26 protein-coding genes and 1 tRNA gene are annotated in these 23,792 nt (G+C 57.1%); 18 read left to right on the forward strand and 9 right to left on the reverse strand.

The window, feature by feature from the left end:
* Positions 1 to 143 precede the first annotated feature (143 nt).
* The 5 genes from GG681_RS00945 (at position 144) to GG681_RS00965 (ending at position 5,666) form a co-directional block, all read left to right on the forward strand.
* Positions 144 to 2,933 carry a bifunctional [glutamine synthetase] adenylyltransferase/[glutamine synthetase]-adenylyl-L-tyrosine phosphorylase gene (locus tag GG681_RS00945; protein WP_153544169.1) on the forward strand — a complete coding sequence of 930 codons (2,790 nt, stop codon included), beginning with the start codon at positions 144 to 146 and terminating at the stop codon, positions 2,931 to 2,933.
* Positions 2,930 to 3,226, forward strand: a complete 297-nt coding sequence (locus GG681_RS00950) for a hypothetical protein (protein WP_153544171.1) — start codon at positions 2,930 to 2,932, stop codon at positions 3,224 to 3,226. Before GG681_RS00945 ends, GG681_RS00950 begins: the two co-directional genes overlap by 4 nt.
* 69 nt (positions 3,227 to 3,295) lie before the next feature.
* Positions 3,296 to 4,510: an RSP_2647 family RNA methyltransferase gene (locus GG681_RS00955; protein ID WP_153544173.1), complete on the forward strand. Its 1,215-nt coding sequence runs from the start codon at positions 3,296 to 3,298 to the stop codon at positions 4,508 to 4,510.
* A gap of 4 nt (positions 4,511 to 4,514) precedes the next feature.
* Positions 4,515 to 5,066 carry an RSP_2648 family PIN domain-containing protein gene (locus GG681_RS00960; protein ID WP_328593216.1) on the forward strand — a complete coding sequence of 184 codons (552 nt, stop codon included), beginning with the start codon at positions 4,515 to 4,517 and terminating at the stop codon, positions 5,064 to 5,066.
* A gap of 126 nt (positions 5,067 to 5,192) precedes the next feature.
* The gene (locus tag GG681_RS00965) at positions 5,193 to 5,666 is read left to right on the forward strand and encodes a hypothetical protein (RefSeq protein ID WP_235899688.1); all 474 of its coding nucleotides are present in this window, start codon (positions 5,193 to 5,195) and stop codon (positions 5,664 to 5,666) included.
* 37 nt (positions 5,667 to 5,703) lie between these two features.
* On the opposite strand, the gene GG681_RS00970 is transcribed toward GG681_RS00965, so the two are convergent.
* On the reverse strand, positions 5,704 to 6,396 hold the full coding sequence (locus tag GG681_RS00970) for a M48 family metallopeptidase (RefSeq protein WP_153544178.1): 693 nt from the start codon (positions 6,394 to 6,396) through the stop codon (positions 5,704 to 5,706).
* Positions 6,397 to 6,536: 140 nt separating this feature from the next.
* Between GG681_RS00970 and GG681_RS00975 the strand changes: the two genes are divergently transcribed.
* Complete coding sequence (locus GG681_RS00975) at positions 6,537 to 7,055, forward strand: hypothetical protein (RefSeq protein WP_153544180.1); 519 nt, start codon at positions 6,537 to 6,539, stop codon at positions 7,053 to 7,055.
* Between the two features lie 9 nt (positions 7,056 to 7,064).
* On the opposite strand, the gene GG681_RS00980 is transcribed toward GG681_RS00975, so the two are convergent.
* Genes GG681_RS00980 through GG681_RS00985 form a run of 3 tightly spaced genes read right to left on the reverse strand, consistent with a single transcriptional unit; the run spans position 7,065 to position 9,312 of the window.
* Positions 7,065 to 8,249 carry a vWA domain-containing protein gene (locus GG681_RS00980; RefSeq protein WP_153544182.1) on the reverse strand — a complete coding sequence of 395 codons (1,185 nt, stop codon included), beginning with the start codon at positions 8,247 to 8,249 and terminating at the stop codon, positions 7,065 to 7,067.
* A 3-nt stretch (positions 8,250 to 8,252) separates the two neighbouring features.
* The gene (locus GG681_RS17635; RefSeq protein ID WP_194287111.1) at positions 8,253 to 8,420 is read right to left on the reverse strand and encodes a hypothetical protein; all 168 of its coding nucleotides are present in this window, start codon (positions 8,418 to 8,420) and stop codon (positions 8,253 to 8,255) included.
* A 52-nt stretch (positions 8,421 to 8,472) separates the two neighbouring features.
* A complete protein-coding gene (locus tag GG681_RS00985; protein WP_153544184.1) occupies positions 8,473 to 9,312 on the reverse strand; it encodes an AAA family ATPase in 840 nt (279 codons plus the stop codon).
* 187 nt (positions 9,313 to 9,499) lie between these two features.
* Here GG681_RS00985 and dksA point away from each other — a divergent pair, with 187 nt between their 5' ends.
* Both dksA and GG681_RS00995 read left to right on the forward strand, forming a co-directional pair.
* Positions 9,500 to 9,922: an RNA polymerase-binding protein DksA gene (gene dksA, locus GG681_RS00990; RefSeq protein ID WP_153545130.1), complete on the forward strand. Its 423-nt coding sequence runs from the start codon at positions 9,500 to 9,502 to the stop codon at positions 9,920 to 9,922.
* A gap of 94 nt (positions 9,923 to 10,016) precedes the next feature.
* Complete coding sequence (locus tag GG681_RS00995) at positions 10,017 to 11,186, forward strand: FAD-dependent monooxygenase (protein ID WP_153544186.1); 1,170 nt, start codon at positions 10,017 to 10,019, stop codon at positions 11,184 to 11,186.
* A gap of 33 nt (positions 11,187 to 11,219) precedes the next feature.
* On the opposite strand, the gene xth is transcribed toward GG681_RS00995, so the two are convergent.
* Complete coding sequence (xth, locus tag GG681_RS01000) at positions 11,220 to 12,026, reverse strand: exodeoxyribonuclease III (RefSeq protein ID WP_153544188.1); 807 nt, start codon at positions 12,024 to 12,026, stop codon at positions 11,220 to 11,222.
* A gap of 346 nt (positions 12,027 to 12,372) precedes the next feature.
* Here xth and GG681_RS01005 point away from each other — a divergent pair, with 346 nt between their 5' ends.
* Both GG681_RS01005 and GG681_RS18080 read left to right on the forward strand, forming a co-directional pair.
* Complete coding sequence (locus GG681_RS01005) at positions 12,373 to 12,660, forward strand: DUF6749 family protein (protein WP_153544190.1); 288 nt, start codon at positions 12,373 to 12,375, stop codon at positions 12,658 to 12,660.
* A gap of 52 nt (positions 12,661 to 12,712) precedes the next feature.
* Positions 12,713 to 13,771 (forward strand): DUF6902 family protein, encoded by a 1,059-nt coding sequence (locus GG681_RS18080; RefSeq protein ID WP_408057622.1) that lies wholly within the window; start codon positions 12,713 to 12,715, stop codon positions 13,769 to 13,771.
* A gap of 34 nt (positions 13,772 to 13,805) precedes the next feature.
* Here GG681_RS18080 and GG681_RS01015 read toward each other — a convergent pair whose 3' ends face one another.
* Entirely contained in the window at positions 13,806 to 14,129 is a 324-nt protein-coding gene (locus tag GG681_RS01015; RefSeq protein ID WP_153544194.1) for a HesB/IscA family protein, read from the reverse strand.
* Positions 14,130 to 14,216: 87 nt separating this feature from the next.
* Here GG681_RS01015 and GG681_RS01020 point away from each other — a divergent pair, with 87 nt between their 5' ends.
* From GG681_RS01020 to GG681_RS01050, 7 genes are all read left to right on the forward strand, one after another.
* Entirely contained in the window at positions 14,217 to 15,395 is a 1,179-nt protein-coding gene (locus GG681_RS01020; protein WP_235899689.1) for a deoxyguanosinetriphosphate triphosphohydrolase, read from the forward strand.
* Positions 15,396 to 15,494: 99 nt separating this feature from the next.
* Positions 15,495 to 17,240 carry an arginine--tRNA ligase gene (gene argS / locus GG681_RS01025; RefSeq protein ID WP_153544198.1) on the forward strand — a complete coding sequence of 582 codons (1,746 nt, stop codon included), beginning with the start codon at positions 15,495 to 15,497 and terminating at the stop codon, positions 17,238 to 17,240.
* A 108-nt stretch (positions 17,241 to 17,348) separates the two neighbouring features.
* Positions 17,349 to 18,515, forward strand: coding sequence for an SPOR domain-containing protein (locus GG681_RS01030; RefSeq protein WP_153544200.1), 1,167 nt, complete (start codon positions 17,349 to 17,351; stop codon positions 18,513 to 18,515).
* Positions 18,515 to 19,519: a glycoside hydrolase family 3 N-terminal domain-containing protein gene (locus GG681_RS01035; protein ID WP_153545132.1), complete on the forward strand. Its 1,005-nt coding sequence runs from the start codon at positions 18,515 to 18,517 to the stop codon at positions 19,517 to 19,519. Before GG681_RS01030 ends, GG681_RS01035 begins: the two co-directional genes overlap by 1 nt.
* Positions 19,512 to 20,303 carry a segregation and condensation protein A gene (locus GG681_RS01040; RefSeq protein WP_153544202.1) on the forward strand — a complete coding sequence of 264 codons (792 nt, stop codon included), beginning with the start codon at positions 19,512 to 19,514 and terminating at the stop codon, positions 20,301 to 20,303. Before GG681_RS01035 ends, GG681_RS01040 begins: the two co-directional genes overlap by 8 nt.
* A gap of 2 nt (positions 20,304 to 20,305) precedes the next feature.
* Positions 20,306 to 21,025: an SMC-Scp complex subunit ScpB gene (gene scpB / locus GG681_RS01045; RefSeq protein WP_153544204.1), complete on the forward strand. Its 720-nt coding sequence runs from the start codon at positions 20,306 to 20,308 to the stop codon at positions 21,023 to 21,025.
* 64 nt (positions 21,026 to 21,089) lie between these two features.
* Positions 21,090 to 21,311 carry a hypothetical protein gene (locus GG681_RS01050; protein ID WP_235899690.1) on the forward strand — a complete coding sequence of 74 codons (222 nt, stop codon included), beginning with the start codon at positions 21,090 to 21,092 and terminating at the stop codon, positions 21,309 to 21,311.
* 8 nt (positions 21,312 to 21,319) lie between these two features.
* Here the strand turns inward: GG681_RS01050 and GG681_RS01055 are convergent, their stop codons facing one another.
* From GG681_RS01055 to GG681_RS17835, 3 genes are all read right to left on the reverse strand, one after another.
* Positions 21,320 to 22,411, reverse strand: a complete 1,092-nt coding sequence (locus GG681_RS01055) for a 2'-deoxycytidine 5'-triphosphate deaminase (RefSeq protein ID WP_153544206.1) — start codon at positions 22,409 to 22,411, stop codon at positions 21,320 to 21,322.
* A 148-nt stretch (positions 22,412 to 22,559) separates the two neighbouring features.
* A tRNA-Pro gene (locus GG681_RS01060) sits at positions 22,560 to 22,636 on the reverse strand.
* 73 nt (positions 22,637 to 22,709) lie between these two features.
* Positions 22,710 to 23,327, reverse strand: a complete 618-nt coding sequence (locus GG681_RS17835; RefSeq protein WP_235899718.1) for a hypothetical protein — start codon at positions 23,325 to 23,327, stop codon at positions 22,710 to 22,712.
* A 14-nt stretch (positions 23,328 to 23,341) separates the two neighbouring features.
* Here GG681_RS17835 and GG681_RS17840 point away from each other — a divergent pair, with 14 nt between their 5' ends.
* The gene (locus GG681_RS17840; protein ID WP_235899719.1) at positions 23,342 to 23,644 is read left to right on the forward strand and encodes a hypothetical protein; all 303 of its coding nucleotides are present in this window, start codon (positions 23,342 to 23,344) and stop codon (positions 23,642 to 23,644) included.
* Positions 23,645 to 23,792 lie beyond the last annotated feature (148 nt).

A 23,792-nucleotide genomic window follows, 5' to 3' on the forward strand; every position in this document is an offset into this window, starting at 1 on the left:
AGCATGATTTGCTGGTGTTGTTTGGTTTTGGTTTTCCGGCAATCTTATGCGGAAAACAGTGGTTGTACGTTTGGGGTGAAATCACCGCGAGAGCGACAAGTTGTTGGATTGACCCGCGCGCAGACAAGACGCAGGTTGGATCTATGACTATGCCATTGACGATCACCACACTCCCGCGCCCTTTTGATGCAGATCTCGCTGTCGAGACTGTCTCGTTGTTGCCCTGGCTGACACCTGAACAGGCTGAATTGATTTCAGGTGTTGCAGGCAGCAGCCCCTATCTCAACAATCTGATCCAGCAGGAGCGGGAATGGCTGCCGCAGGCATTCGCCGATCCAAGCGGGGCACTGAAACAGGTGTTTCAGGATTGCCGCAATTGTGCGCCGGACCAGCTGAAACCGGGGCTTAGGCAGGCCAAGCGCCGGGTGGCTTTGCTGACGGCGCTGTGTGATTTGGCCGGCCATTGGCCGCTGGAGCAGGTCACAGCGGCGCTTACGGATTTTGGCGCGCTCTCTGTTGATGTGGCGATCAAGGCCGAACTGGCGCGGTTGATCGCTCGCAACAAACTGCCCGGCCAAAGCGAAGCTGACCTTGACGTGGCTGCGGGGCTTAGCGTGCTGGCCATGGGCAAGATGGGTGCGCATGAGCTGAACTACAGCTCAGATATTGATCTGATCTGCCTGTTTGACGAAACCCGCTATGATCCGGATGACTTTTTTGAGGTACGTCAGGCCATGGTGCGTGCCACCCGCAATATGTGCGGAGTGCTGAGCGATAAAACCGCTGATGGCTATGTGTTTCGAACCGATCTGCGCCTGCGTCCGGACCCTGCGGTGACACCTGTCTGTGTCGCAATGGAGGCGGCGGAGCGGTATTACGAAAGCCTCGGGCGCACCTGGGAGCGGGCCGCTTATATCAAAGCACGCGCCTGCGCTGGTGATATTGCCGCTGGTGAGCGGTTCTTGAAAACACTGCGTCCGTTTGTTTGGCGGCGGCATCTGGATTTTGTGGCCATTCAAGATGCCCATGATATGCGTCTGCGCATCCGCGAAAACAAAGGCACCTTTGGCGCGATTGAGGTGCCCGGCCATGATATGAAACTGGGGCAGGGCGGCATTCGCGAGATTGAGTTCTTCACCCAGACGCGACAGCTGATTGCCGGGGGGCGTGATCCGGATCTGCGCCATCGCGGCACGGTACCGGGGTTGGCGGCACTGGCTGAAAAGGGCTGGTTGCCAAAAGACACCGCAGATGCGCTGAGCGCGCATTACCGGGCCCATCGCATGGTCGAGCACCGCATACAGATGGTGCATGATGCACAGACCCACAGAATGCCGAAATCAGAAGATGGTCTGGCACGTGTCGCCTGCCTGATGGGGATGGATGTGGCGCAGATGCAGGCCGAGGTAAAAGAGCGGCTGCTGAATGTGCGTGAACTGGCGGATGGTTTTTTTGCACCGGAAAACAACGGCCACAGCGCTGCAGAGGCACCTGCGGTAGAGTTTGATCAAGAGGTGATCGACCGCTGGCGCAGCTATCCTGCGCTCAGATCGGAACGTGGTGCGCAGATTTTTGAACGGCTGAAACCTGAACTCCTGTCGCGTCTGGCAAAGGCGGCAGAGCCGGGTGAAGCGCTTTTGGCGCTGGATGGATTTCTAAAGGGACTGCCTGCTGGGGTGCAATTGTTTGCCCTGTTTGAGGCCAACCCGCAGCTGATCGATCTGCTGATTGATATTGTGGGCACGTCGCGGGATCTGGCGGGCTATCTGTCGCGCAATGCATCGGTCTTTGATGCGGTGATTGGCGGCGGCTTCTTTGATGCGTGGCCCGGTGCGCAGGCTCTGCTGCTTGAGCTGGAAAAAAGCCTTGAAGCAGAGGGCGATTATGAAAGCAAACTCGATCGTGCCCGTGCCTGGACCAAAGACTGGAGTTTCCGCATTGGGGTGCACCATCTGCGCGGATTGATCACGGGTGCCGAGGCGGGGCAGCACTACGCTGAGCTTGCTTCAAGCGTGATCGCAGCACTTGCGCCCGTTGTGGTTGAACAATTTGCCACCAAACACGGCACGCCGCCAGGGCGCGGACTTGCAGTGTTGGGAATGGGGTCGCTGGGCGCGCTACAGATGAATGCAAAATCGGATCTGGATCTTATTGTGATCTATGATCCGGCAGATCAGGAAAGTTCAGACGGCAAGCGACCGCTGGCGAGCCGTGCCTATTATGCGCGTCTCACGCAGGCATTGATTACCGCATTGACGGCTCCGATGGCGCAGGGGCGGCTGTATGAGGTGGACATGCGTCTGCGCCCGTCAGGCACGCAGGGGCCGGTGGCCACCAGCCTTGCCGCTTTTGACAATTATCAGAACACCCAGGCCTGGGTGTGGGAGCATCTGGCACTGGTGCGCGCCCGCCCGTTGGCCGGGGATACGGAGCTTATGCGCGATATTGCGGCTATTCGCAGTGACGTGCTGCAAGCGCCTAAAGAGACAGGGAAAATCCTGCACGATGTGGCCGAGATGCGGGCGCGGCTTGCTGCAGCGAAACCCCCGGCAGGGCCGCTTGATGTTAAAAACGGCGCCGGGCGCATGGTTGATATTGAACTCATGTCTCAAGCCGGGGCGCTTTTGTCTGGGCACGATAGCACCGGGCTTGCAGCGGGGCTTGAGGCCGGTGTTGAGGCTGGGATTTTGAACGTGGCGCAGGCCGCAACGCTCAAAGACAGCTATAGGCTCTACCGCGAAGTGCAGATGGCGGCCCGGCTGCTCAGTGATAAACCGCTTGTAGATGCGGAAATGGGCGAGGGTGCAGCGGCATTCCTGTGTCGCGCTAGCGGCTATGATGATCTTTCGGGTTTGATTTTGGCGCTTGACACAGCCTATGCAGCCTGCGCTGAAATTGCACAAACAGTTCTGGATCAGCGGGAGGAACAATGACCACGAACTTAAATACCGATTCCGGTCGCATAGATCCCAAAGGTTTGATCCGTGAATCCTTTCGCATCGAAGGCATTGACGCTTCACAATGCCGTAGCATTTTTGTCGACTGGGCCCTAAGCCTGCCAGATGGGGTGGACAATAAAGACGCGTTGCAGGTCTTGTTTGATCAATATCAGGCTGACAATCCCGACCACCCGATGACCGAGGTCATGCGCGCCGGGCTGACCGAGATGGTTGCCCCCAAGCGTCGTGGCGGCTGGCGCAGCCGTAATCGCCCCAATATGCAATAAAAGCACCGGAAAGGAGGCGCATCACAATGGCCTCTTTTCCTGCGCGACGCATCTGTCTATGAGGGGTTTATGACAAGCCCATCCGACACGACGACCCGCCCTCGTATCCGACTAAAGCCAAAAGCCAATGCGCGCGCTCTGCGTCATGGCTTTCCATGGGTATATTCCAATGAGCTGGTGACAGACCGGCGCACGCGCAAACTTGCGCCTGGCACTTTGGCTGTGCTTGAAGATGAAGCAATGCGCCCTCTGGGTCTTGTCGCGGTGAACCCCGACAGCAAGATCATTGCACGGATGCTGGATCGCGACCCGGATGCAGAAATTTGCCAAAGCTGGTTTGCCCAGCGGATCACGCATGCGCTTGAACTGCGTGAACAGCTTTATGATGCACCGTTTTACCGCTTGATCCACGCCGAGGCCGATGGGCTTCCGGGGGTGATCATCGACCGGTTTGGCGACACCTGCGTGGTGCAGCCGAATGCTGCCTGGGCCGATACCCATGTGGAGGCGCTGGCAGCCGCATTGGCCGAGGTTACCGGCTGCAGCAATATTTTGAAAAACGCCTCTGGGCGCACGCGCGGGCTCGAAGGGCTTGATGACCAAAACGCGGTCTTGTGTGGCGAAGCCCCATCCGCGCCTTTGCCTGTGGTGATGAACGGTGCCACCTATATGGCTGATCTGACCGGCGGGCAGAAAACCGGCCTGTTCTTTGATCAGCGTGAAAACCACGGTGTTGCTGCGCGACTGGTCAAGCCGGGTGCAAAAGTGCTGGATGTGTTTTCCCATGTGGGTGGTTTTGGTCTGGCGATGCTGGCGGGCGGCGCTGAGGCTGCGACCTGTGTTGATGGCTCTGCTGCGGCGCTTGAATTGGCAAAAGCCGGGGCTGAAGCCAGCGGCAAGCAGGATCTGCTGACCACCCGGCAGGGGGATGCGTTTGATGTGCTTGCAGCCCTTGCTGAGGAAGGTGAGACCTTTGATGTGGTGATCTGTGATCCGCCTGCATTTGCACCCTCAAAACCCGCGCTAGAAGCCGGGCTGCGCGCCTATGAACGGGTGGCGAAACTGGCGGCACCTTTGGTTGCGCCGGGGGGCTATCTGGGGCTGTGTTCCTGCTCGCACGCGGCCGAGCTCACCAAGTTCCGCAATTCATCTGCGCGCGGTATTGGCCGGGCCGGGCGACGTGGGCAGCTCTTGCACACGGGCTATGCCGGGCCGGATCATCCGCAGATGCCGCAGCTTGCCGAAAGCGGCTATCTCAAAGCTGTGTTCTTCCGTCTGGATTAAGCGCGTGAAACTTCTGCTTGATACCTGCGTGCTTTATCCGACCGTAATGCGGGAGGTCCTGCTGGGGGCGGCGAAGGCTGGGTTTTACACGCCGCTCTGGTCGGCGCGTATTTTAGAAGAATGGGCGCGCGCGGCGGCAAAGATTGGCCCCGATGGCACGTTGCAGGCGCGGGCGGAAATTGCGCTGTTGCGTGCCAACTGGCCCAAAGCAGAAGTTGCACCCGCGCCGGGTTTGGAAAACCGACTGTGGCTGCCCGATGAGGCAGATATTCACGTGCTTGCAGCGGCAATCACGGGCCATGCAGATGGTATCGTGACGGTGAACAACAAGGATTTCCCGCGCCATACGCTGGCCGAAGAAGGGTTGAACCGCCACACCCCGGATGAGCTGCTGATCACGTTCTTTCAGTTGGATCCCGACGCCATGTGCCGTGTCGGCAATGATGTTTTGTTGGTGGCCAATCAGATGTCAGGCGAGGTCTGGGATATTCGTCGCCTGCTCAAGAAAGCGCGCCTGCCGCGACTGGCAAAAGCACTGGCACAGAGCGCGGGTTAGCGCGCCTGTGTCACAGATCCATCATCGTTTTGATTTTCTGCAATCTCAGCGAGCAAGCTGGTGGTAAACTACCTGCGTGGGTGCTAGCCAATTGTGGAATGCAGATTAAAGACTAAGGCGATTTTCATGCAGCTGTTATCTTCGGTTTCCCCTATTGCACGTGCGGGTTTCACCAAATGTGGTGTTTTGGGGATGCTGTTGTTGACGGCAGCCTGTGCTCCGGCGCCGGGTCCTTCTGTGCCGCAACAACCCGGTAAATCCATTCAGGATGCCAATGCGGCGTTTCAGGTCTGCGCGCCGCAAGGCCCCGTTGGTGCGCGTGACCACCTGACCGCAAACTATATCGTCAGCGTATTGTGGGGCGGGGTGATTGTTGGCCCGCTCACCGTGGCGGCCACGGCCGAAGAAATTCGCGATATTGGCGCGCGCAATGCAATCGATCACTGCCTTGAAGAGCAGGGCTATGAACGCCGCGAGCTCAGTGTTGAAGAATTGGCCTATCTCAACCAGGCCAATGGATATGAGCGCGAGCTGTTTTTGAACCATCTGGTTGCAGGTGGCGACCTTGCGTCCTTCACCCAAGAGCTGTCAGGTCACTGATCCTACTGGATCAATGACCGGCGTTGATCCAGCGGGATCATTGATCTGAACCGGCCCAGCGGTCTTCCAGTTTTTCCAGTGCGGCAATGCGCTCTTGGGTTTTGGGATGGCTCATCAGCCAGGCCGGTGCCATGCCAGCACGCGATTGGGTCAGATCATCCAGCTTGCGAAACAGATCCTTTTGCGGCGCGATCCCGATCCCGGCTTTTGACAGCAGCGCTGCGGCATATTCATCCGCTTCATATTCATCGCTGCGCGACAGGCGCGCGGCAATCAGGCTGGTCAGCGCATTGGCAATCCATGCGCCGATGAACGGGATGAAACGCCCCAGTATCATCATCAATGCGGCGCGCAGTGCGTTCTGACCGGAAAAATCAAAGGCCCGTTTGCGCGAGTGCCCCAGCGCCACATGGCCCAATTCATGAGCGATGACGCTTGCCAGCTCTTCGGCGGTGACCTCGCCGTTTTGGTATTTGCGATAAAAACCACGGGTGATGAAAATTCGCCCATCTGGCGCTGCAAGGCCGTTTACCGGATCGATTTCATAGATGAACACTGGAATGCGTGCGAGGCCAAGCGCCGCGGCAAGGCGATCAGTCAGCGCTTTGAGCGGGCGATCCGCCAGTTCGGTGGAACGCTGGTCCAGCTCGCGGTGCAGCCGCCAGACCGAGAGGCGATACATGACCAAACCATAAGCGACGGCAAGAAGGATAGGGGTGAATTTCAACATAAGGAAGATATGGGGCGGGTCTTGGAAAAGGACAATAGCTTCCCTGCTTTGACCCTAATTTTGCCCGAAACCGTAGTTAAGTTTAACTTAATTGGTTCGGAGTTCGTCTGAGCGTTTGGTCACCAGAAAGGGGCTGGCAGATGCGTGTTACACTGCTGTTTTTCTATCATCTGTCACTGCGTATGTTGGCAATTTTGGGTCTGCCGCTTTTGGTTTTGTTATCACATCAGACTTTGACTACGCTGGTTGATACAGGGGCAGGGGATGTCTGGCCGCGTATCATACTGGTTGCTGGCACCGCGCCGCTTTGTGTGTTTTTTGCAATCCCAAGCCTGTTGCCCGCAAGATTGCGCCAGCCAGATCTGCGTGAACTTGGCCCGTTTCTGTTTGTTGGGCTTGGCCTGATTGGTTTCGCAGTAATGAGCGTGGCGCGGGCTGCGGTTTCCGAGCTCGCGCCACGCGCGCAGAATGTTGAATTCTGGAGCGCGGCACTGGGCGCGGCAGCTATTTTGATTGGCGGAACCGCCGGGCTTTTGGCGCTGACCCTGAGCAATCAAGCCCCTGAGAGCAATATTGCGCCACGTCGCACCACAAAACGCGCACCTCGCCCAAGTTCCGAGGAGCTGCGCGCGATGCGCCATGCGCGGATGCAATCCTAAAGAGGGGGCTTAGCGCCCCAGCTCTTTCATGCCGCCTTCCAGGCCTGAAAGCGTCATCGGCACCATGCGATCTTCAAAGATTTCGCGGATCATACCGATGGAGTGTGTGTAGTTCCAACGCGCTTCTGGCAGCGGGTTGATCCACAAATGGTTGGGCCATTGTTCGCGGGCGCGTTCAAGCCAGACCTGACCGGCCTCATCGTTCCAATGTTCATTGGCACCGCCGCGATAGGCGATCTCATAGGGGGACATTGAGGCGTCACCCACAAAGATACATTTATAATCCGGCCCATAGGTGCGCAGCACTTCCCAGGTTGGGATCTGCTGATCCCAGCGCCGGGTGTTGTCGCGCCAGACCCCTTCATAAAGGCAGTTGTGGAAGTAATAGTATTCCAGATGTTTAAATTCAGCGCGGGCGGCTGAAAACAGCTCTTCCACCACTTTGATATGGGGATCCATTGATCCGCCCACATCCAGAAACAGCAACACCTTCACCGCATTGTGGCGTTCGGGTCTGGTTTTGACATCTAGGTAGCCATGTTCCGCCGTGGCACGGATGGTGCCGTCTAGATCAAGCTCTTCATGGGCGCCATCGCGCACCCAGCTGCGCAGCCGTTTTAGCGCAACTTTGATATTGCGGGTGCCCAGTTCCACATCGCCATCAAGATTGCGAAACTCGCGTTTGTCCCAGACCTTGACTGCACGCTGGTGGCGGCTTTCTTTCTGGCCGATACGCACGCCTTCGGGGTTGTAGCCATAAGCACCAAAAGGTGAGGTGCCCGCAGTGCCAATCCATTTGTTGCCGCCCTGATGGCGGCCTTGTTGTTCTTTGAGCCGCTCTTTCAACGTCTCCATCAGCTTGTCAAAACCACCAAGGGCTTCGATCTCGGCTTTTTCTTCGGCGCTGAGGTGTTTTTCCGCCATTTTACGCAGCCATTCTTCGGGCAGCTCAATTGCCTCGGCCACGGCCTCTGCGGGAATGTGTTCTAGCCCTTCAAAGGTCGTGGCAAAGGCGCGGTCAAAACGGTCAATGTGGCGCTCATCTTTGACCATGGCGGAGCGCGCCAGATAATAGAACCCTTCGATGTCATAGGTGACCAGCCCGCGTTTGAGTGCCTCAAGAAAGGTCAGATATTCCCGCAAAGATACGGGAATCGCCTCGGCGCGCAGGTTTTCAAAGAAGGGCTGGAACATGATTTAGCTCGCCAGACGATGCACGGCGATGGTGGAGGCCAGACCAATAAGCGCAAAGATGATGGCGTAGACCGCACCATATTGCAGCATGTCGAGCTTGTTACCGCCACGTTTGCGCGCACGCAGCGCACCGAGAGATGCTCCAAGAAGAGAGCCAATAATTACCAGCATATGGGATCTGCCTTTTGCCGTATTGTTTGAAAGCCTGAACAGGCTGATATCACTATCGCGTCTTGCGGGCCATGAATGCCAGCCGCTCGAACAGATGTACATCTTGCTCGTTCTTGAGCAACGCCCCATGTAGTCGCGGCAGCGCATTTGCACCATCACGTTTCAGATCCTCGGGTGTTAGATCTTCCGCCAAAAGCAGTTTCAGCCAATCCAGCACTTCTGAGGTGGAGGGCTTCTTTTTCAGGCCCTGCGTGTCGCGGATCTCATAAAACTGGGTCAGCGCGGCGGTGAGCAGCTCGCTTTTGATGCCGGGGTGATGCACTTCCACGATCTGTTTCATCGTCTTGGCATCGGGGAAGCGGATGTAGTGGAAAAAACAGCGCCGCAGGAAGGCGTCGGGCAGCTCTTTTTCATTGTTGGAGGTGATGATGATGATCGGACGATGTTTGGCGGAGATGGTCTGGCCGGTTTCATAGACATGAAACGCCATTTTATCGAGCTCTTGCAGCAGGTCATTGGGGAATTCAATATCAGCCTTGTCGATCTCATCGATCAGCAGCACGAGCTTTTCGTCGGCTTCAAAAGCTTCCCAGAGCTTGCCCTTTTTGATGTAGTTTTGCACGTCATGCACGCGCTCTTCGCCCAGCTGGCTGTCGCGCAGGCGGCTGACCGCATCATATTCATAAAGGCCCTGCTGGGCGCGGGTGGTGGATTTCACATTCCACTCGATCATCCGCAGACCCAGGGCGGTGGCAACCTGTTTGGCCAGCTCGGTCTTGCCGGTGCCTGGTTCCCCTTTGACGAGTAGCGGACGCTCCAGGGTGACTGCCGCGTTGACCGCCACTTTGAGGTCGTCGGTGGCGACGTAGTCTTTAGTGCCCTGAAAATGCATGTATTTCACTCCCCGCTATTGCGGTTTTTTTACGGTTGTGCTGGTAAGGACCGTTTTAACCTCACGTGAGTATGATTGTGTAGTGACAATTGGACCGCGAGGCGATAAACGCTGCGGCATGGGACGCCATATGTTTGAAAACAGCAACAAAGAGACGGACATTATGGGCCAGACCGAAGGAGCCGAAATGAAGCAAGAAGTGTTTCTGCCGGATGACTATCGCCCGGCTGAAGATGAGCCTTTCATGAATGAAAAGCAGGTCGAGTATTTCCGCCGCAAGCTCATCAACTGGAAACAGGAACTGCTGGCAGGGACCCGCGACACCATCGAAGGATTGCAGGATAGCACCCGTAATATCCCCGATGTAGCGGATCGCGCTAGCGAAGAGACCGATCGTGCACTGGAACTGCGCACCCGGGACCGTCAACGTAAACTGGTTGCCAAAATCGATTCTGCCCTGCGCCGCATCGATGAAGGTGAATATGGGTATTGCGACGTAACCGGAGAGCCTATCTCGCTGAAGCGTTTGGATGCACGTCCGATCGCAACAATGAGCCTTGAGGCGCAAGAGCGCCACGAGCGCCGCGAAAAAGTCCACCGCGACGACTGAGATCTCGTAAAGATTAAGACATAGATGACGCCGGTGCTCTTTTGCTCCGGCGTCTTTTTATTTATGCATGCCTTGGGGGGCACGGATAGGTGTCATGACGCTCAAAGATCGCAAAATCGTCATTATTGGTGCTGGTATCGGCGGCTTGGCTGCTGCGCTGGCGTTGAGGCTTCAGGGCGCTCAGGTTGTTGTGCTTGAGCAGGCCGAAGAAATTTCCGAAGTGGGCGCAGGCCTGCAGATCACCCCCAATGGGGTGGCGGTTCTGCGGGCGCTGGGGCTGGCAGATGATCTGGCCTGGCGCGCGCCGCGTTCACATGGGGTTGTGCTGCGCAAGCACAGCGATGGGCGCGAGGTGGTGCGGCTCGACTTTGAGCAATATGCCCCGGATCAGCCGTACTACTATGTTCATCGTTCTGATCTGATCGATCTTCTGGCAAATGCGGTGCGCGCCGCAGGCGTGCAGATCCGACTGTTGCAAAAGGTTCAATCGGTACAGGCTGGCCCTGCGCCCCGGGTTGAGCTTGTGAATGGGGCGAGCTGCCAGGGCGATTTGATCATCGGCGCCGATGGGTTGCATTCCAAAACGCGGATTGCGCTGAATGGCGCGGATAAACCGCGTTTCACAGGGCAGACGGCCTGGCGCACCATTGTGCCCAATACGGTCGGGCTTGGGCGTGAGACGCAGCTGTTTATGGGGCCGGGGCGGCATCTGGTGGCCTATCCGTTGCGCGATGAAAGCGTGGTCAACCTGGTTGCGGTGCAGGAACAAAAAAGCTGGGTGGATGAAGGCTGGTGGCTTGAAGATGACCCTGAGAACCTGCGCGCAGCCTTCAACGGTTTTGGCGGCATGGCCGGAGAGCTATTGGCGCAGGTTGAAAAGGTTGGATATTGGGGTTTGTTCCGCCATCCGGTTGCTGCGCATTGGCATCAAGAAAATGTGGCGATTTTGGGGGATGCCGCCCACCCCACGCTGCCATTTATGGCGCAGGGTGCAAATCTGGCGCTAGAGGACGCCTGGGTTTTGTCGCAGGCGCTGGCCTCAGAAGATAAGATTTCAGACGCTTGCGCGCGTTATCAGGCCTTGCGGCAATCGCGGGCGCAAAAGGTCGTGAGCGCCGCCAATAAAAACGCCTGGAAGTTTCATCTGCGCGGACCTGTTGCCCAGGCTGCGCATATGGCGCTGAAGCTGAGCGGGCAGATGGCCCCGGAAAAACTGGTGCGCCAGTTTGACTGGATCTACCGCCACGACGTTACCGCGGGATAGGGGAGGCCCGGCTGGCGCGCCTCCCGAATTGGTTCAATTGTCGAGTTCAACCCAAACCGGCACGTGGTCCGAGGGTTTTTCGCGGCCGCGGATTTCTTTGTCGATCTGGCAATCGGTCAGCATATCGGCCACGGCCGGGCTGAGCAGCAGGTGGTCAATGCGAATGCCGTCATCGCGGTTCCAGGCACCGGCCTGATAATCCCAAAAGGAATACTGTTCAGCCGCTTGATTGCGGGCGCGGAAAGCATCCGTCAGGCCAAGATTCACCAACCGCTGATACGCAGCCCGGCTTTCAGGGCGATGCAACGCATCTTCGCGCCAGGCGTCCGGCCGTCTGGCATCTTCGGCTTGTGGGATGATGTTGTAATCGCCCGCCAAGAGGAAAGGTGTTTCCTCAGCAAGCAGCGCCTCAGCGCGGGCCTGTAGCCGCTCCATCCAGCGCAGTTTGTAGTCATATTTACCACCCGCAACAGGGCTGCCATCCGCATCAAGCTCAACCGGGTTGCCATTTGGCAGGTAGAGACCACAAAGACGGATCGCCTGTTGGCCTACAACTGTGGCTTCGATCCAGCGTGCCTGCACATCGTCATCATCGCCAGGCAGGCCACGACGCACATCTTCCAGCGGCAGTTTGGAAAAGATCGCAACCCCGTTGAAGCCTTTCTGGCCGTGGGTTTCCACATTATAGCCACGCTCTTCAAACAGTTCGCGCGGGAAAGCCTCATCGACCGATTTGATCTCCTGCAGCAGTGCCACGTCGGGCTGCGCCTCATCGAGCCAATCTGCAAGCGCGTTCACCCGTGCTTTGATCCCGTTGATGTTGAAGGTGGCAATTTTCATAGGTCTCGTTCTCCTGAGCGGGTGCTGCGCTGGTTGTACCGTCCTCGGGGCAAAAGGGACAAGCACAAGATCGGCGAAACGCGAATCATTTTGGGTGATTTGGCCAAAATGAAGATTTTTTAAAAGTGCGTTTCTGGCGCGGTTATTGAGATTTGACCCACAGTTTGTGTGGATTAAGTTGTGGATAATTTTAGAACAATTTAAATTATCTTTATTCACTCATGCGTTTGCCTATAGGATCTTTGAAATCAGTTTTGTTAACTTTCTGTGTAATTAATAAAACAATTGATTAATTTATTTTTTTTGTCAGCCTGATGTTGTGAGTACTGCAATCTAGGAGAGAAAAATGAATGCTTTGAAAAAAGAAATCGTCACTTCTGAATTTGTTTCCAGCATTGATATGTTTTGTGGGGAGGGGGCATTTTTGTTTTCTTCCGGATCTGCACCTGTTGCGCAGGCGGATGCCTTTGGGGGCGCGGGTGTCGAAGCTTATTCCTCTGGCTCAATTGCGAGCGCTGTGGCCGATCAAAGTTTGGGGCAAAAAACAGAAATGTTCTCTTCTGGATCTGCGCCCAAATCTTCTGCGGATACCAGTAAGGGCGAAGCAGTAATGCTATTCTCTTCGGGTAGCTAAGATATTGTCGCGTCGGACTTTTCCGGCGCGACGCTTTCGCGGGGAGTTCAAAATGGCCACTGTTATCGATCTACATGCGCATCAAAGCGCACCTGCGCGTTCGCATGTTGAATTGGACATTGCAGCCTGTTTTGCGCGGACGCGACGATCTGAAAGTGATGTGTTTTGGCTGAAAGAAAATGCGGAACTGTTAAATATTAACGAATGCGCTGGGACGAGAAAGTCGAGTGATATTTTTTCTTCCTATGGTGATTTTTACGATATTGTTGAGAGGCGCATTTGTTTCTTTCGCCAATATTATAGATTTCTGCTTTCGATTTGTATCGATCTCGAAGATCTGGGCTTCTCCGGCAATAAGGGGGAGGTAATTTGCGAATGGGTGCGGCAGGAAAATATAGATCGTTCTGAATTGTCAGATCTCCAGCGTGCTGAAGTTCAGCGTCTATTGGCGCGGCGAAATATGGAACGCAGTGATCCGGGATTAAATGATAGATTGCGTGATTTTATGTGTCAGCAAAGCGCATTTTCATTGCCAAATATTAAAATCGCCTATGAGTTGACACATATTGTGTTTTACCTGTCCGAATACGGTCGGAAAGACCCGCAGGTGCCCGCAGCTGCGTTGCACAGCCTCAAATATGCAGGGCTTGTGGCGTATCTGGATCAGAATATGGATTTGCTGGCGGAAATCTGTATCGCGTTGCGTTTTTCCGGTGAGACCCCGCCAAAGGTCTGGGAAGAAAGCCTTGATGCTTCACTGCGAGGCTATCAGTTTCTCCCCAACAGCTTTGATGGCGCCCAGGATGACTACCATGCGTATTTTGTTGGGTCCTGGTGGGCAATGGTCAGCGGTACGGGCGGGATGGCTACAACGATGCCCGGACCCGGCACCACAATTTCGGCGAGTGCGCAAAACGGGGTGCTAAAGCCGCTGTCGGTGCTGCTGTATGAAAACGCGCAGCTTGCCTGTCGCCCGTGGTCGATGGTGCGCCAGCAGGTGCTGGGCCAGTTTTGGCCACAGGAGCGGCAACTGATGCAGGAGGCCGAAAGCAGCGTTGAGGATTTTGCCAGTTTTTACCAGCTGTTTGCCCGCGCGGGTGTGGCGGGCTAAGGTCGCCGGAGCATTTTCCGGCGCCAATGCAGGATTACATCGAAAATGACGTGCCGCAGCCGCAGCTTGCCGTGGCGTTTGGATTTTCAATCACAAAACGCGCACCGATCAGCTCTTCGGTGAAGTCGATCACAGCATCCGTCAAAAAGGGCAGGGAGACGCTGTCGACCACAACTTTTTCGCCTTGGCCTTCAAGCACCAGATCGTCGGTTTTTGGCTCATCGAGTTCGATCTGGTATTGAAAGCCCGAGCAGCCGCCGCCTTCGACAGCGATGCGCAACGCCTGACCTTGCTCAGCTGCACCGATTTCGGCCAGCCGTTCGAATGCACGTGATGTGACTTTTGGGGGCATTTGCATCTGTTCTCTCCAATGCCGTGTTGCAGCGGCATCTATAATATAGAAAGGTGCGCCTCAGGCGACAAGATTAGTCTGAGGAAAAGATCATTGACCTACGCGCCTTTTGCCACTTTGCCGACCCAGAGCCGCGGTCGCCGGGTGCCCGAAGAAGAAAGCAGTTTCCGCTCTCCCTATCAGCGGGACCGAGACCGTATTATCCACGCCAGCGCCTTTCGGCGTCTCAAGCACAAGACACAGGTGTTTGTCGAGCATGAAGGTGACAACTACCGCACCCGTCTGACCCATTCGATTGAGGTCGGGCAGGTGGCGCGCACTATTGCGGGCGCTTTGGGCATCAATCAGGAACTGACCGAGGCGGTCGCGCTGGCGCATGATCTGGGCCACACGCCTTTTGGCCACACCGGCGAAGACGCATTACACGAGCTGATGCAGCCCTTTGGTGGTTTTGATCACAATGCACAAGCCATTCGTATTGTGACAAAGCTTGAACGCCACTACGCGGAATTTGATGGGCTGAACCTGACCTGGGAGACGCTGGAGGCGATTGCGAAACATAACGGTCCGGTGGTCGGTGCGCTGCCCTGGGCGCTTGCGGAATGCAACGCTGAAATTGATCTAGAGCTGCACACCCACGCCAGCACCGAAGCACAGGTGGCCGCGCTGGCGGATGACATCGCCTATAACAATCACGATCTACATGACGGGCTGCGCTCAGGCCTGTTTTCTGACGAAGACATCTGCAACCTGCCCATCATTGATGCAGCATTCGCCGAAGTGGATCGCAAATATCCGGGCATTGACGCGGTGCGCCGCCGTCATGAGGCGCTGCGCCGGGTCTTTGGCATTCTGGTGGGGGATGTGATTGATACCACGCGTGCAAATCTTGATGGCGCGGGTGTCAGCAGCGTTGCTGAGGTGCGCGCGCTGGGGCGGCCAGTGGTCGCGTTTTCGGATCCGCTGTGGCAGGATCTCAAACAGATCCGCGCGTTTCTGTTTGCCCGCATGTATCGCGCGCCGTCTGTCATGGTGGTGCGTCATCATGTGGCCAAGGTGGTTGAAGATCTGTTTGGGCACTACCTTGCACATAGTTTTGATATGCCGGAGCGCTGGCATCCGGAAATCCGGGCGTGTGGCGATGACATCACCCGCGCGCGTCTGATATCAGACTATATTGCCGGGATGACCGATCGCTTTGCGCTGCAGTTACATGCGCAGATCTTTCCGGAGCGCGCAGTTGATGCGCCGCTGACGTCACAGCTGGGCTGAGAAGCGCAGCAGCAGTCAGGAATACGTAAAACCCGCCTGAGCGCTTGACCCTTTGGCGGGGCCTCGCTATCCGCAGGGTCGAACAATGGGACGCCAGATATGAACCTCTTTAGTGATATTCATTCGCTTGTGATCGAAAGCCTCAACGCCATGGTGGCAGACGGCGCGCTGCCGGACGGGCTCGACTTTGCCAATGTTGCGGTAGAGCCGCCACGAGATGCGGCCCATGGGGATATGGCAACCAATGCGGCAATGGTGCTGGCAAAACCGGCCAAGATGAAGCCACGCGACATTGCGGATGCCTTGGCGGCCAAGCTTGGTGCAGATGCGCGGATCACCGAAGCCTCCGTTGCGGGTCCCGGCTTTTTGAACCTGCGTCTGGCGGACACTGTTTGGCAGACCGTGCTGGGTGCGGTTTTGAACGCGGGCGCCGACTATGGCCGCTCTAACATGGGGCAGGGCAAACGGGTGAACGTAGAGTATGTCTCTGCCAACCCCACCGGCCCGCTGCATGTGGGGCATACCCGTGGCGCAGTTTTTGGCGATGCGCTGTCGAGCCTGCTGGATTTTGCGGGCTATGACGTAACGCGTGAATATTACATCAACGATGGCGGAGGGCAGGTGGATGTGCTCGCACGTTCGGCTTATCTGCGCTACCTCGAAGCACATGGCCAAAGCGTTGAATTCCCGGATGGCACCTATCCGGCAGACTATCTGAAGCCTGTAGGTGAAGCGCTGAAAGCCGAATATGGCGACAGCTTTGTGGATCAGCCCGAAGAGGCATGGTTGGAAAAGTTCCGCCTGTTTGCCACTGAGCAGATGATGCAGCTCATCCGCGAGGATCTCGCCCTGCTGGGGATCAAGATGGATGTGTTCTATTCCGAGAAATCGCTTTACGGCACTGGCCGGATCGAAGCCGCGCTCGAAGAGCTGAAGGAAAAGGGCCTGATCTATCGCGGTGTGCTTGAGCCGCCTAAAGGCAAAAAGCCCGACGACTGGGAACCACGCGAACAGACCTTGTTCAAATCCACCGACCACGGTGATGACGTGGATCGGGCGGTGATGAAATCGGATGGCGCCTGGACCTATTTTGCACCGGACATTGCCTATCACTACGACAAGGTGAGCCGGGGCTTTGACGAGCTGATCGACATCTTCGGTGCCGACCACGGCGGCTATGTCAAACGGATGAAAGCTGCGGTTTCTGCGCTGTCTGATGGCAAGGTGCCGCTCGACATCAAATTGTGCCAGTTGGTGAAACTGTTCAAAGACGGCGCTGAATTCAAAATGTCCAAACGGGCGGGGACATTTGTCACCCTGCGCGACGTTGTGGATGCGGTTGGCCCGGATGTAACCCGGTTCATGCTGCTGACCCGGAAAAACGATCAGGGTTTTGATTTTGATCTTGATAAGGCGCTGGAACAGTCCAAGGACAACCCGGTGTTTTACGTGCAATACGCAAATGCGCGGATCTGTTCGACCCTGCGCAAAGCTGCCGCTGAAGGTATCGAGGTTTCAGATGATACGCTGAAAGCCGCGGAACTGACCCGTATCGCTGATCCTGCGCAGCTGGCTGTGGTGAAGAAGCTTGCGGAGTGGCCACGTCTGGTGGAAATCTCTGGCCGCACCAACGAGCCGCATCGGGTTGCTTTCTACCTCTATGATCTCGCGTCTGAGTTGCACGGCCTCTACCATCTTGGTAAGTCCAAACAAAATTTACGTTTTGTTAACGATGGCGACCAATCGGCAACACATGCGAATTTGGCGCTGGCGCGTGCCGTTTCCGTTGTCATTTCTGCTGGGCTTGGTATTCTTGGCGTGAAACCGGCGGAAGAAATGCGATAAAGCGAAAAGAATTTCGCAACCAATAAACGCTACCGCTGGACTGAGGCAGATTTCAAAGAGACCCGTCGCACCGCCCCCTGGGGCGTGCGCTTGGGCAGAGAGGCGGATATGGCGTATTTTACGCAGGCCGGTGCGCACCAGGCCTACTCGCAGAGTGATTTCCAAAATGGAGATCGCTCTTCGAAGAGATCTTTTCAGCAACAGTCTGATTCGTCCTCCAGCGGCTATAGCGGCCCGGGGACCGAGACCTATGCGCAATCCGCTTATGATCCGAATCTTTACGCCGCGCCGAGCGACGGCTTTGCGCCGCAGCCATCTGAATACGAGCCGCCAAAAGCGCAGCGTGACTGGTCGCGCAGCCTTGGCATGCTGGGTGGTGTGGTTTCTGTTTTCTTGACAATTGGTGCGGTCTATTGGGGCTATGATCTGATTACCCGCGATGTGACGGGTATTCCGGTTGTACGTGCCTCCGAAGGTCCGCTGCGTGTTTCCCCCGAAAGCCCCGGTGGCCGGCAGGCAGACAATCAGGGGCTTGCAGTGAATGATGTTGCGGCCAATGGCACTGCGGCTGCCCCCGCAGATCGTCTGACGCTTGCCCCCGCAGAGCAAGGGCTGAGCGCAGATGATAAGACCTTTGCCCAACTCAGCCAGATTGAGACCTTGCAGGCGTCTGAGGATCTGCAGCTTGAAACCGCGCAAGTGATTGAAGCTGCTCCCAACCGCGTTGCACAGCGTGTACAAAGCGGTGACATTGATGCGCTGGTTGCACAGCTGACCGAAGGGGCTGAACCTATTCAGATCCCGCTCTCTGGTGAAACAGCTCGGGTCCAGACGGCCTCGGCCCAGATCATTCAGCCCCAGCCGCTCACTGAAATTGAGCCTGTTGTTGCGTCCAACGCGCTTGGCACTGCGCCGCGTGTGTCGCTGCGTCCCGTTTTGCGCCCGGTGCGCCTTGCCTCAGCGCCAGTTCAATCTGCGTCGGTTCAGTCCCGTTCAAACGAGGTTGATCCCAGCAGCCTGCCCGCAGGCACCCGTCTTGCACAGCTTGGTGCCTATGACAGCGCGGATGTGGCCCGCACCGAGTGGAACAGAATTTCTGCCCGCTTCTCGGATTATCTGGATGGCAAACAGCGCGTGATCCAGCGTGCGGAAAAAGGCGGTCGAACGTTTTATCGTCTGCGCGCAATGGGCTTTGAGGATCTCTCAGCAGCGCGCCGTTTCTGTGCTGCGCTTGTTGCTGGGCGTGCGGATTGTATCCCCGTGACCACCCGCTGATGCGGTTTGGTGCAACGATCCTTGATGCCGAAGGCACCCGACTCAACGCTGATGAAAAGGCGCTGTTTTCGGATGTAAAACCCTTTGGCTTCATCCTGTTTGCCCGAAATGTCGAAAGCGGCGATCAACTGCGCGCGCTTTGCGATGACTTTCGCGAAGCAGCGGGTCATGACTGTCTGATCACCATCGACCAAGAAGGCGGGCGCGTGCAACGTATATGCCCGCCGCTGGCGCGCCAATGGCAGCCGCCACTTGATCATGTGCGCCTGTCAGGAAAGTCTGCGCAGCGCTCAATGTATCTGCGCTATCGTCTGATTGCAGAAGAGCTGCGCAGTTTTGGCATTGATAGCAACTGCGCGCCGCTGGCCGATATTGCCAGCGAAGCCACCCATCCGTTTTTGCAAAACCGCTGCTATGCAACGGATCTTGATACGGTGGTTGAGGTTTCGCGCGCCACAGCTTTTGGGCATCTGGACGGGGGCATATTGCCGATTGTGAAGCACATGCCAGGGCATGGGCGCGCAGTCAGCGACAGCCATTTTGAGCCGCCCCAGGTTGACACTGACCTTGAGACACTGCGCGAAACCGATTTTGCTGCCTTCAGACGGCTGTCTGATCTGCCATTGGCGATGACCGGGCATGTTGTTTTCACAGACATTGATGACAAACCGGCCACGCTGTCATCCAAGGTCAATCAGATCATCCGTGACGACATCGGCTTTGGCGGGCTGCTGATGACGGATGACAGCTCCATGAAGGCGCTCAGCGGCAGCCCAAGCGATATCTCCAAAGGCGCGCTAAAGGCGGGCTGTGATCTGGTTCTCTATTGCAACGCAGATCTGAAAACCCGCGCTGAGGTGGCTGAGGCCGCAGGTGAGCTGAGCCCGCGCGGGCAGGAACGTGCCGAGCGGGCGCTGTCTTTGCGAAAAACGCCAGCACCGCTTGACATTCAGGCCGCAGAAGACGAATTGTCCGCTCTCATGAGCGGACAGGTATATGGCTGAAGACACGCTTTTTCCCGAAAATACGCAATCGGTCGAAGACCGCCTTGCGGCTGAAGCGCTGATTGTGGATGTCGACGGCTATGAAGGGCCGCTCGATCTTTTGTTGACGCTGTCACGCACGCAAAAGGTGGATCTGCGCAAGATCTCTGTTCTTGAGCTTGCGCGCCAGTATCTGAATTTTGTTGAACGCGCGAAAGAACTTAGGATCGAGCTTGCGGCGGACTATCTGGTGATGGCGGCCTGGCTCGCCTATCTGAAATCACGTCTGCTGTTGCCGCCCGACCCAACTGAGGAAGGACCAAGCGGTGAGGAACTTGCTGCGCATCTGGCCTTCCAGCTGGAACGGTTGCAGGCGATGCGCGATGCTGCCGCCAAGCTTTTGGCGCGCGATCAGCGCGGGCGCGATTTCTATGTACGTGGCATGTGCGAAGGGGTGGTACGGGTCAAATCGGTGACCTATTCCGCCAATCTGCTCGATCTGATGCAGGCCTATGCGCGCATTCGCACCAAGGATGAATTCCGCCCCTTCGTGATGGATCGTGAATCGGTTTACACGATGGAGCAGGCGCTTGAACGTATGCGCTCGCTCATTGGGTTTACGGGCGAATGGACCGAGATGATCAGCTATCTTCCGGATGGTTGGCACTCGGACCCGGTGAAGCGCCGCTCGGCCACAGCATCGACCTTTGCGGCGGCGCTGCAATTGGCCAAAGAAGGAAAAGTTGAGCTGCGCCAGGGGGATGCCTTTGCCCCGATCCGGCTGCGCAGCCGCGATGAGGATTGAGAATGGATCAGCGCGACGATCAAATCGATGAACAGCTGAACACTGATACGCTGTTTGATGCGCCGCCTATGGCGGAGCAGGAACGTATGGTGGAAGCGGTGCTGTTTGCCAGCGCCGAACCCGTGACCCTGCGTGATCTGACCGCGCGTATGCCCCATGGCTGCAAACCGGCGGAGGCGGTGAACCATCTGCAAAACCGTTATGAAGGACGCGGCGTGCGCGTCGTGCAGGTTGGGGACGCCTGGGCCATTCGCACCGCGTCCGATCTTAGCTTTTTGATGCAGCGCGAAACCGTCGAGCAGCGTAAACTGTCGCGTGCAGCAATCGAAACATTGGCAATCATCGCTTATCACCAGCCGATCACCCGCGCTGAAATCGAAGAGATTCGCGGCGTATCTGTTGCGCGTGGCACCATTGATCAGCTGCTCGAGATGGAGTGGATCCGACTGGGGCGCCGCAAGATGACACCAGGGCGGCCGGTTACCTTTGTGGTGACACCGAACTTCCTTGATCATTTTGGCCTCGAAAGTGCGCGGGACCTGCCGGGCCTGAAAGAACTGCGTTCCGCGGGTCTGCTCGAAAGCCGCCCACCGCCGGGTGCATTGCCGATGGGCGGGCACGACGATGATGACCAGGAAGAAGAACAGGCCGAGCTGTTTCCAGCGGATCTCCCGTCGGAAGACCCGTTTGAATCAGCAGATGTGATCGAGAGCGAAGCCTAAGCACGCCCTTAAATCACCGTATTTGCAGGCTAGGGCCTATATGGCTCCGCATCGGATAGGGTGAATGCAGATGAATGCAAACTGGCTGATCAATATGATCTTGCGGCGGGTGATTGGCCGCTTGGTCAACCGCGGTGTTGATGCTGGGGTTCGTGCGCTTTCCAACAAAGAAGAACAGCGCCGACCTGCGCCCACGGCACAAGAGCAGGCAGAACGTGAGCGGATCCGGGCCATGCGTCAGGCCCGGCGCGCAAAACGGGCCACCAAACAGGCCCGCAATGATTAGGGCAACCTTTAACGCGGGTTGCGGAAATGTTTGGAGAGCTTCAGACCCTGGCCCTGATAGTTTGAGGCAATGCCTGCGCCATAAAGCTGTTCTGGCACGGCGGCCATTTTCTCATAGACCAGCCGTCCCACGATCTGGCCGTGTTCCAGCACAAATGGCGCTTCGTGGCAGCGCACTTCAAGCACGCCGCGCGATCCTGCGCCACCAGCCGCAGCATGGCCAAAACCCGGATCAAAAAAGCCCGCGTAGTGCACGCGAAACTCACCAACCATTGCCAGATAGGGGGCCATTTCCGCCGCATAAGACGGTGGGATATGCACGGCTTCGCGGCTGACCAGAATGTAAAACGCACCGGGATCAAGGATGATGCGGCCATTGTCGCTGCGCACCTCTTCCCAGTAGTCTTTTGGATCGTAGGCACCGATGCGATCAAGGTCGATCACGCTGGTATGGGGTTTGGCGCGGTAGCCAACCAGATCGGTTCCCGGAAGTTTCAGATCCACTGAAAACCCCAGCCCGTCCTCAATAACGGCTGGCCCATCCACCAGCGGCGACTGCGCATGCAGCTCCCGCAAAGCATTGTCAGAGAGTATTGCCTGCCCCCGGCGGAAACGAATCTGATTGAGCCGCATACCAGGGCGGACCAGTACCGAAAAGGAGCGGGGGCAGATCTCAGCATAGAGCGGGCCGTTGTAGCCAGCTTTGATGCGATCGAACTCTTCTCCGCCATCGGTGATCGTGCGGGTCAGCAGGTCGAGACGCCCGGTTGAGGACTTGGCATTGGCCACGGCGGAGACATCGCGCGACAGAGCAAGCCCTTCCATCAATGGCACCACATAGACGCAGCCCTTTTCCAGAACGGCACCGTTGGTCAGGTCGATCTGATGCATTTCAAACTCTGACAGGCGATCACGTACAGAACGATTCTGTCCAGCTAGGAATGACGCGCGCACCCGGTAGGCCACATTGCCCAGCCGCAGATCAAGGCTTGCAGGCTGGATCTGCCCTTCAACAGGTGGCGTCTCACACGTGATCTCACCCGAATAGAGCATGGTCTCAAGCGTCTGGCTGGCCAATACACCGGTTTCTGGGCTGGTCATCACACTCTCCTGCAGATGGGGCCTGAGGCGGCCGTTTCTGTCTTAGCCATTCTTGTGCCAAGAAACCTGACAATGCACCAGTTTCCGAGCAGGGCCAGATACACAAAACGCCCGGGTGTTGCCACCCGAGCGTTTTTGCGGGGTTTTTTGGTCGGGCTAGCAGGACTCGAACCTGCGACCTTCCGTCCCCCAGACGGACGCGCTACCAGGCTGCGCCATAGCCCGTTGAGGGAGCTTTCTACTGGTTCTGACGGCGGGAGCAAGAGCGAAAATCACTTTTTTCCAACTTCCTGCATTTTTATTTGCTCAGTACCAGCGCTTTCATCTGTCCAATGCAATCTGTGATAGCTGAATGATTTTCCTCAGAAAACTCACGCAGGCCAGCAATCAGGCCGAGCGCCCCCTTGGCGGTATCCACTGCGCTGTTCTGTACAAAATCTTCAATTTCGATCACCCGCGCACGCAGCGGGGGGGGTGTTTCCTCATTGGGTATATCCTGGGGCAAATCCAAGGGCAGACCGGCAGGTTGCTGCACCTCTGTTGAAGCGGGCTCTGCTGTTTGCTCAGAAAGCGCCTCCACCGGTTCAGCCGAACTGGTGGCGGCTACAGGTGCCGCATCTAGCATTTCCTGTTGGCCTGCGGGTTCGTGGTCCTGCGCGGCGTCTGGCGCTTCTTCGGCAATTGCAACTGCAGGCTCTGCCACTGGGAGCGCTTCATCGGGTGCTGCTTGGGCCGTGGGGGCCGCTGCGGGTTCAGCTCCAGCCGATTCGGAAACGGGATCTATCAAATGGACCTGCGATGCAGGCTGCGAGGCAACAGCAGGTTCTGGCGCGCTTGGGGCTACAGGTTGCTGCGGCGGTGCAATTTCTGGCTCACCCGCAGTGTCGCGCATCGGTTCTACGGCTTCAAGCGTCACTCGGGGCTGTGTTGGTGTGGCCTCGGTTGGGGGTGCAACCGGGGTCGCAGATTGCACGGGCGTCGCGACTTGCTCTGGCTGTTGAACCGGAGCATCCGGTTGGACCATTGCGGCTGGTCGCGGTTCGGTTGGAGCCGGTTGAGGCGCAGCAGCAACAACTTGTGATGTTGGCGCAGCTTCGTGAGGCTGAGCGACAGGTTCAGCCTGCGCTGGGGCACCGGGCTCTGCAGCAGGCGATGCCGCTTGCGCCACAGGTTGCGGTGATGATTCAGGTTGTTGAACCGGCGCAGTTTGTACGGGCGCTGCAGGCTGTGTAGCGGGCGCGGTCTGTACGGGCGTTGCGGGCTGTGGAGCGGGCGCTGCAGGCTGTGGAACCGGTGTAGTTTGAGCAGGCACTACAGGTTGTGGCGCAGGTGTGGCCTCCGCATGCGGGGCAGGCTGCGCGGATGTCGCAGGTTGAGACGC

The sequence above is a fragment of the Tritonibacter aquimaris genome, assembly GCF_009617595.1.
In the GTDB taxonomy this organism is placed as follows: Bacteria; Pseudomonadota; Alphaproteobacteria; order Rhodobacterales; family Rhodobacteraceae; genus Epibacterium; species Epibacterium aquimaris.

Coding starts and splice junctions, on each gene's coding strand:
- GG681_RS00945 (WP_153544169.1), top strand. CDS start 144: ATGACTATGCCATTGACGATCACCACACTCCCGCGCCCTTTTGATGCA.
- GG681_RS00950 (WP_153544171.1), top strand. CDS start 2,930: ATGACCACGAACTTAAATACCGATTCCGGTCGCATAGATCCCAAAGGT.
- GG681_RS00955 (WP_153544173.1), top strand. CDS start 3,296: ATGACAAGCCCATCCGACACGACGACCCGCCCTCGTATCCGACTAAAG.
- GG681_RS00965 (WP_235899688.1), top strand. CDS start 5,193: ATGCAGCTGTTATCTTCGGTTTCCCCTATTGCACGTGCGGGTTTCACC.
- GG681_RS00970 (WP_153544178.1), bottom strand. CDS start 6,396: ATGTTGAAATTCACCCCTATCCTTCTTGCCGTCGCTTATGGTTTGGTC.
- GG681_RS00975 (WP_153544180.1), top strand. CDS start 6,537: ATGCGTGTTACACTGCTGTTTTTCTATCATCTGTCACTGCGTATGTTG.
- GG681_RS00980 (WP_153544182.1), bottom strand. CDS start 8,249: ATGTTCCAGCCCTTCTTTGAAAACCTGCGCGCCGAGGCGATTCCCGTA.
- GG681_RS17635 (WP_194287111.1), bottom strand. CDS start 8,420: ATGCTGGTAATTATTGGCTCTCTTCTTGGAGCATCTCTCGGTGCGCTG.
- GG681_RS00985 (WP_153544184.1), bottom strand. CDS start 9,312: ATGCATTTTCAGGGCACTAAAGACTACGTCGCCACCGACGACCTCAAA.
- dksA (WP_153545130.1), top strand. CDS start 9,500: ATGAAGCAAGAAGTGTTTCTGCCGGATGACTATCGCCCGGCTGAAGAT.
- GG681_RS00995 (WP_153544186.1), top strand. CDS start 10,017: ATGACGCTCAAAGATCGCAAAATCGTCATTATTGGTGCTGGTATCGGC.
- xth (WP_153544188.1), bottom strand. CDS start 12,026: ATGAAAATTGCCACCTTCAACATCAACGGGATCAAAGCACGGGTGAAC.
- GG681_RS01005 (WP_153544190.1), top strand. CDS start 12,373: ATGAATGCTTTGAAAAAAGAAATCGTCACTTCTGAATTTGTTTCCAGC.
- GG681_RS18080 (WP_408057622.1), top strand. CDS start 12,713: ATGGCCACTGTTATCGATCTACATGCGCATCAAAGCGCACCTGCGCGT.
- GG681_RS01015 (WP_153544194.1), bottom strand. CDS start 14,129: ATGCAAATGCCCCCAAAAGTCACATCACGTGCATTCGAACGGCTGGCC.
- argS (WP_153544198.1), top strand. CDS start 15,495: ATGAACCTCTTTAGTGATATTCATTCGCTTGTGATCGAAAGCCTCAAC.
- GG681_RS01030 (WP_153544200.1), top strand. CDS start 17,349: ATGGCGTATTTTACGCAGGCCGGTGCGCACCAGGCCTACTCGCAGAGT.
- GG681_RS01035 (WP_153545132.1), top strand. CDS start 18,515: ATGCGGTTTGGTGCAACGATCCTTGATGCCGAAGGCACCCGACTCAAC.
- GG681_RS01040 (WP_153544202.1), top strand. CDS start 19,512: ATGGCTGAAGACACGCTTTTTCCCGAAAATACGCAATCGGTCGAAGAC.
- scpB (WP_153544204.1), top strand. CDS start 20,306: ATGGATCAGCGCGACGATCAAATCGATGAACAGCTGAACACTGATACG.
- GG681_RS01050 (WP_235899690.1), top strand. CDS start 21,090: ATGCAGATGAATGCAAACTGGCTGATCAATATGATCTTGCGGCGGGTG.
- GG681_RS01055 (WP_153544206.1), bottom strand. CDS start 22,411: ATGACCAGCCCAGAAACCGGTGTATTGGCCAGCCAGACGCTTGAGACC.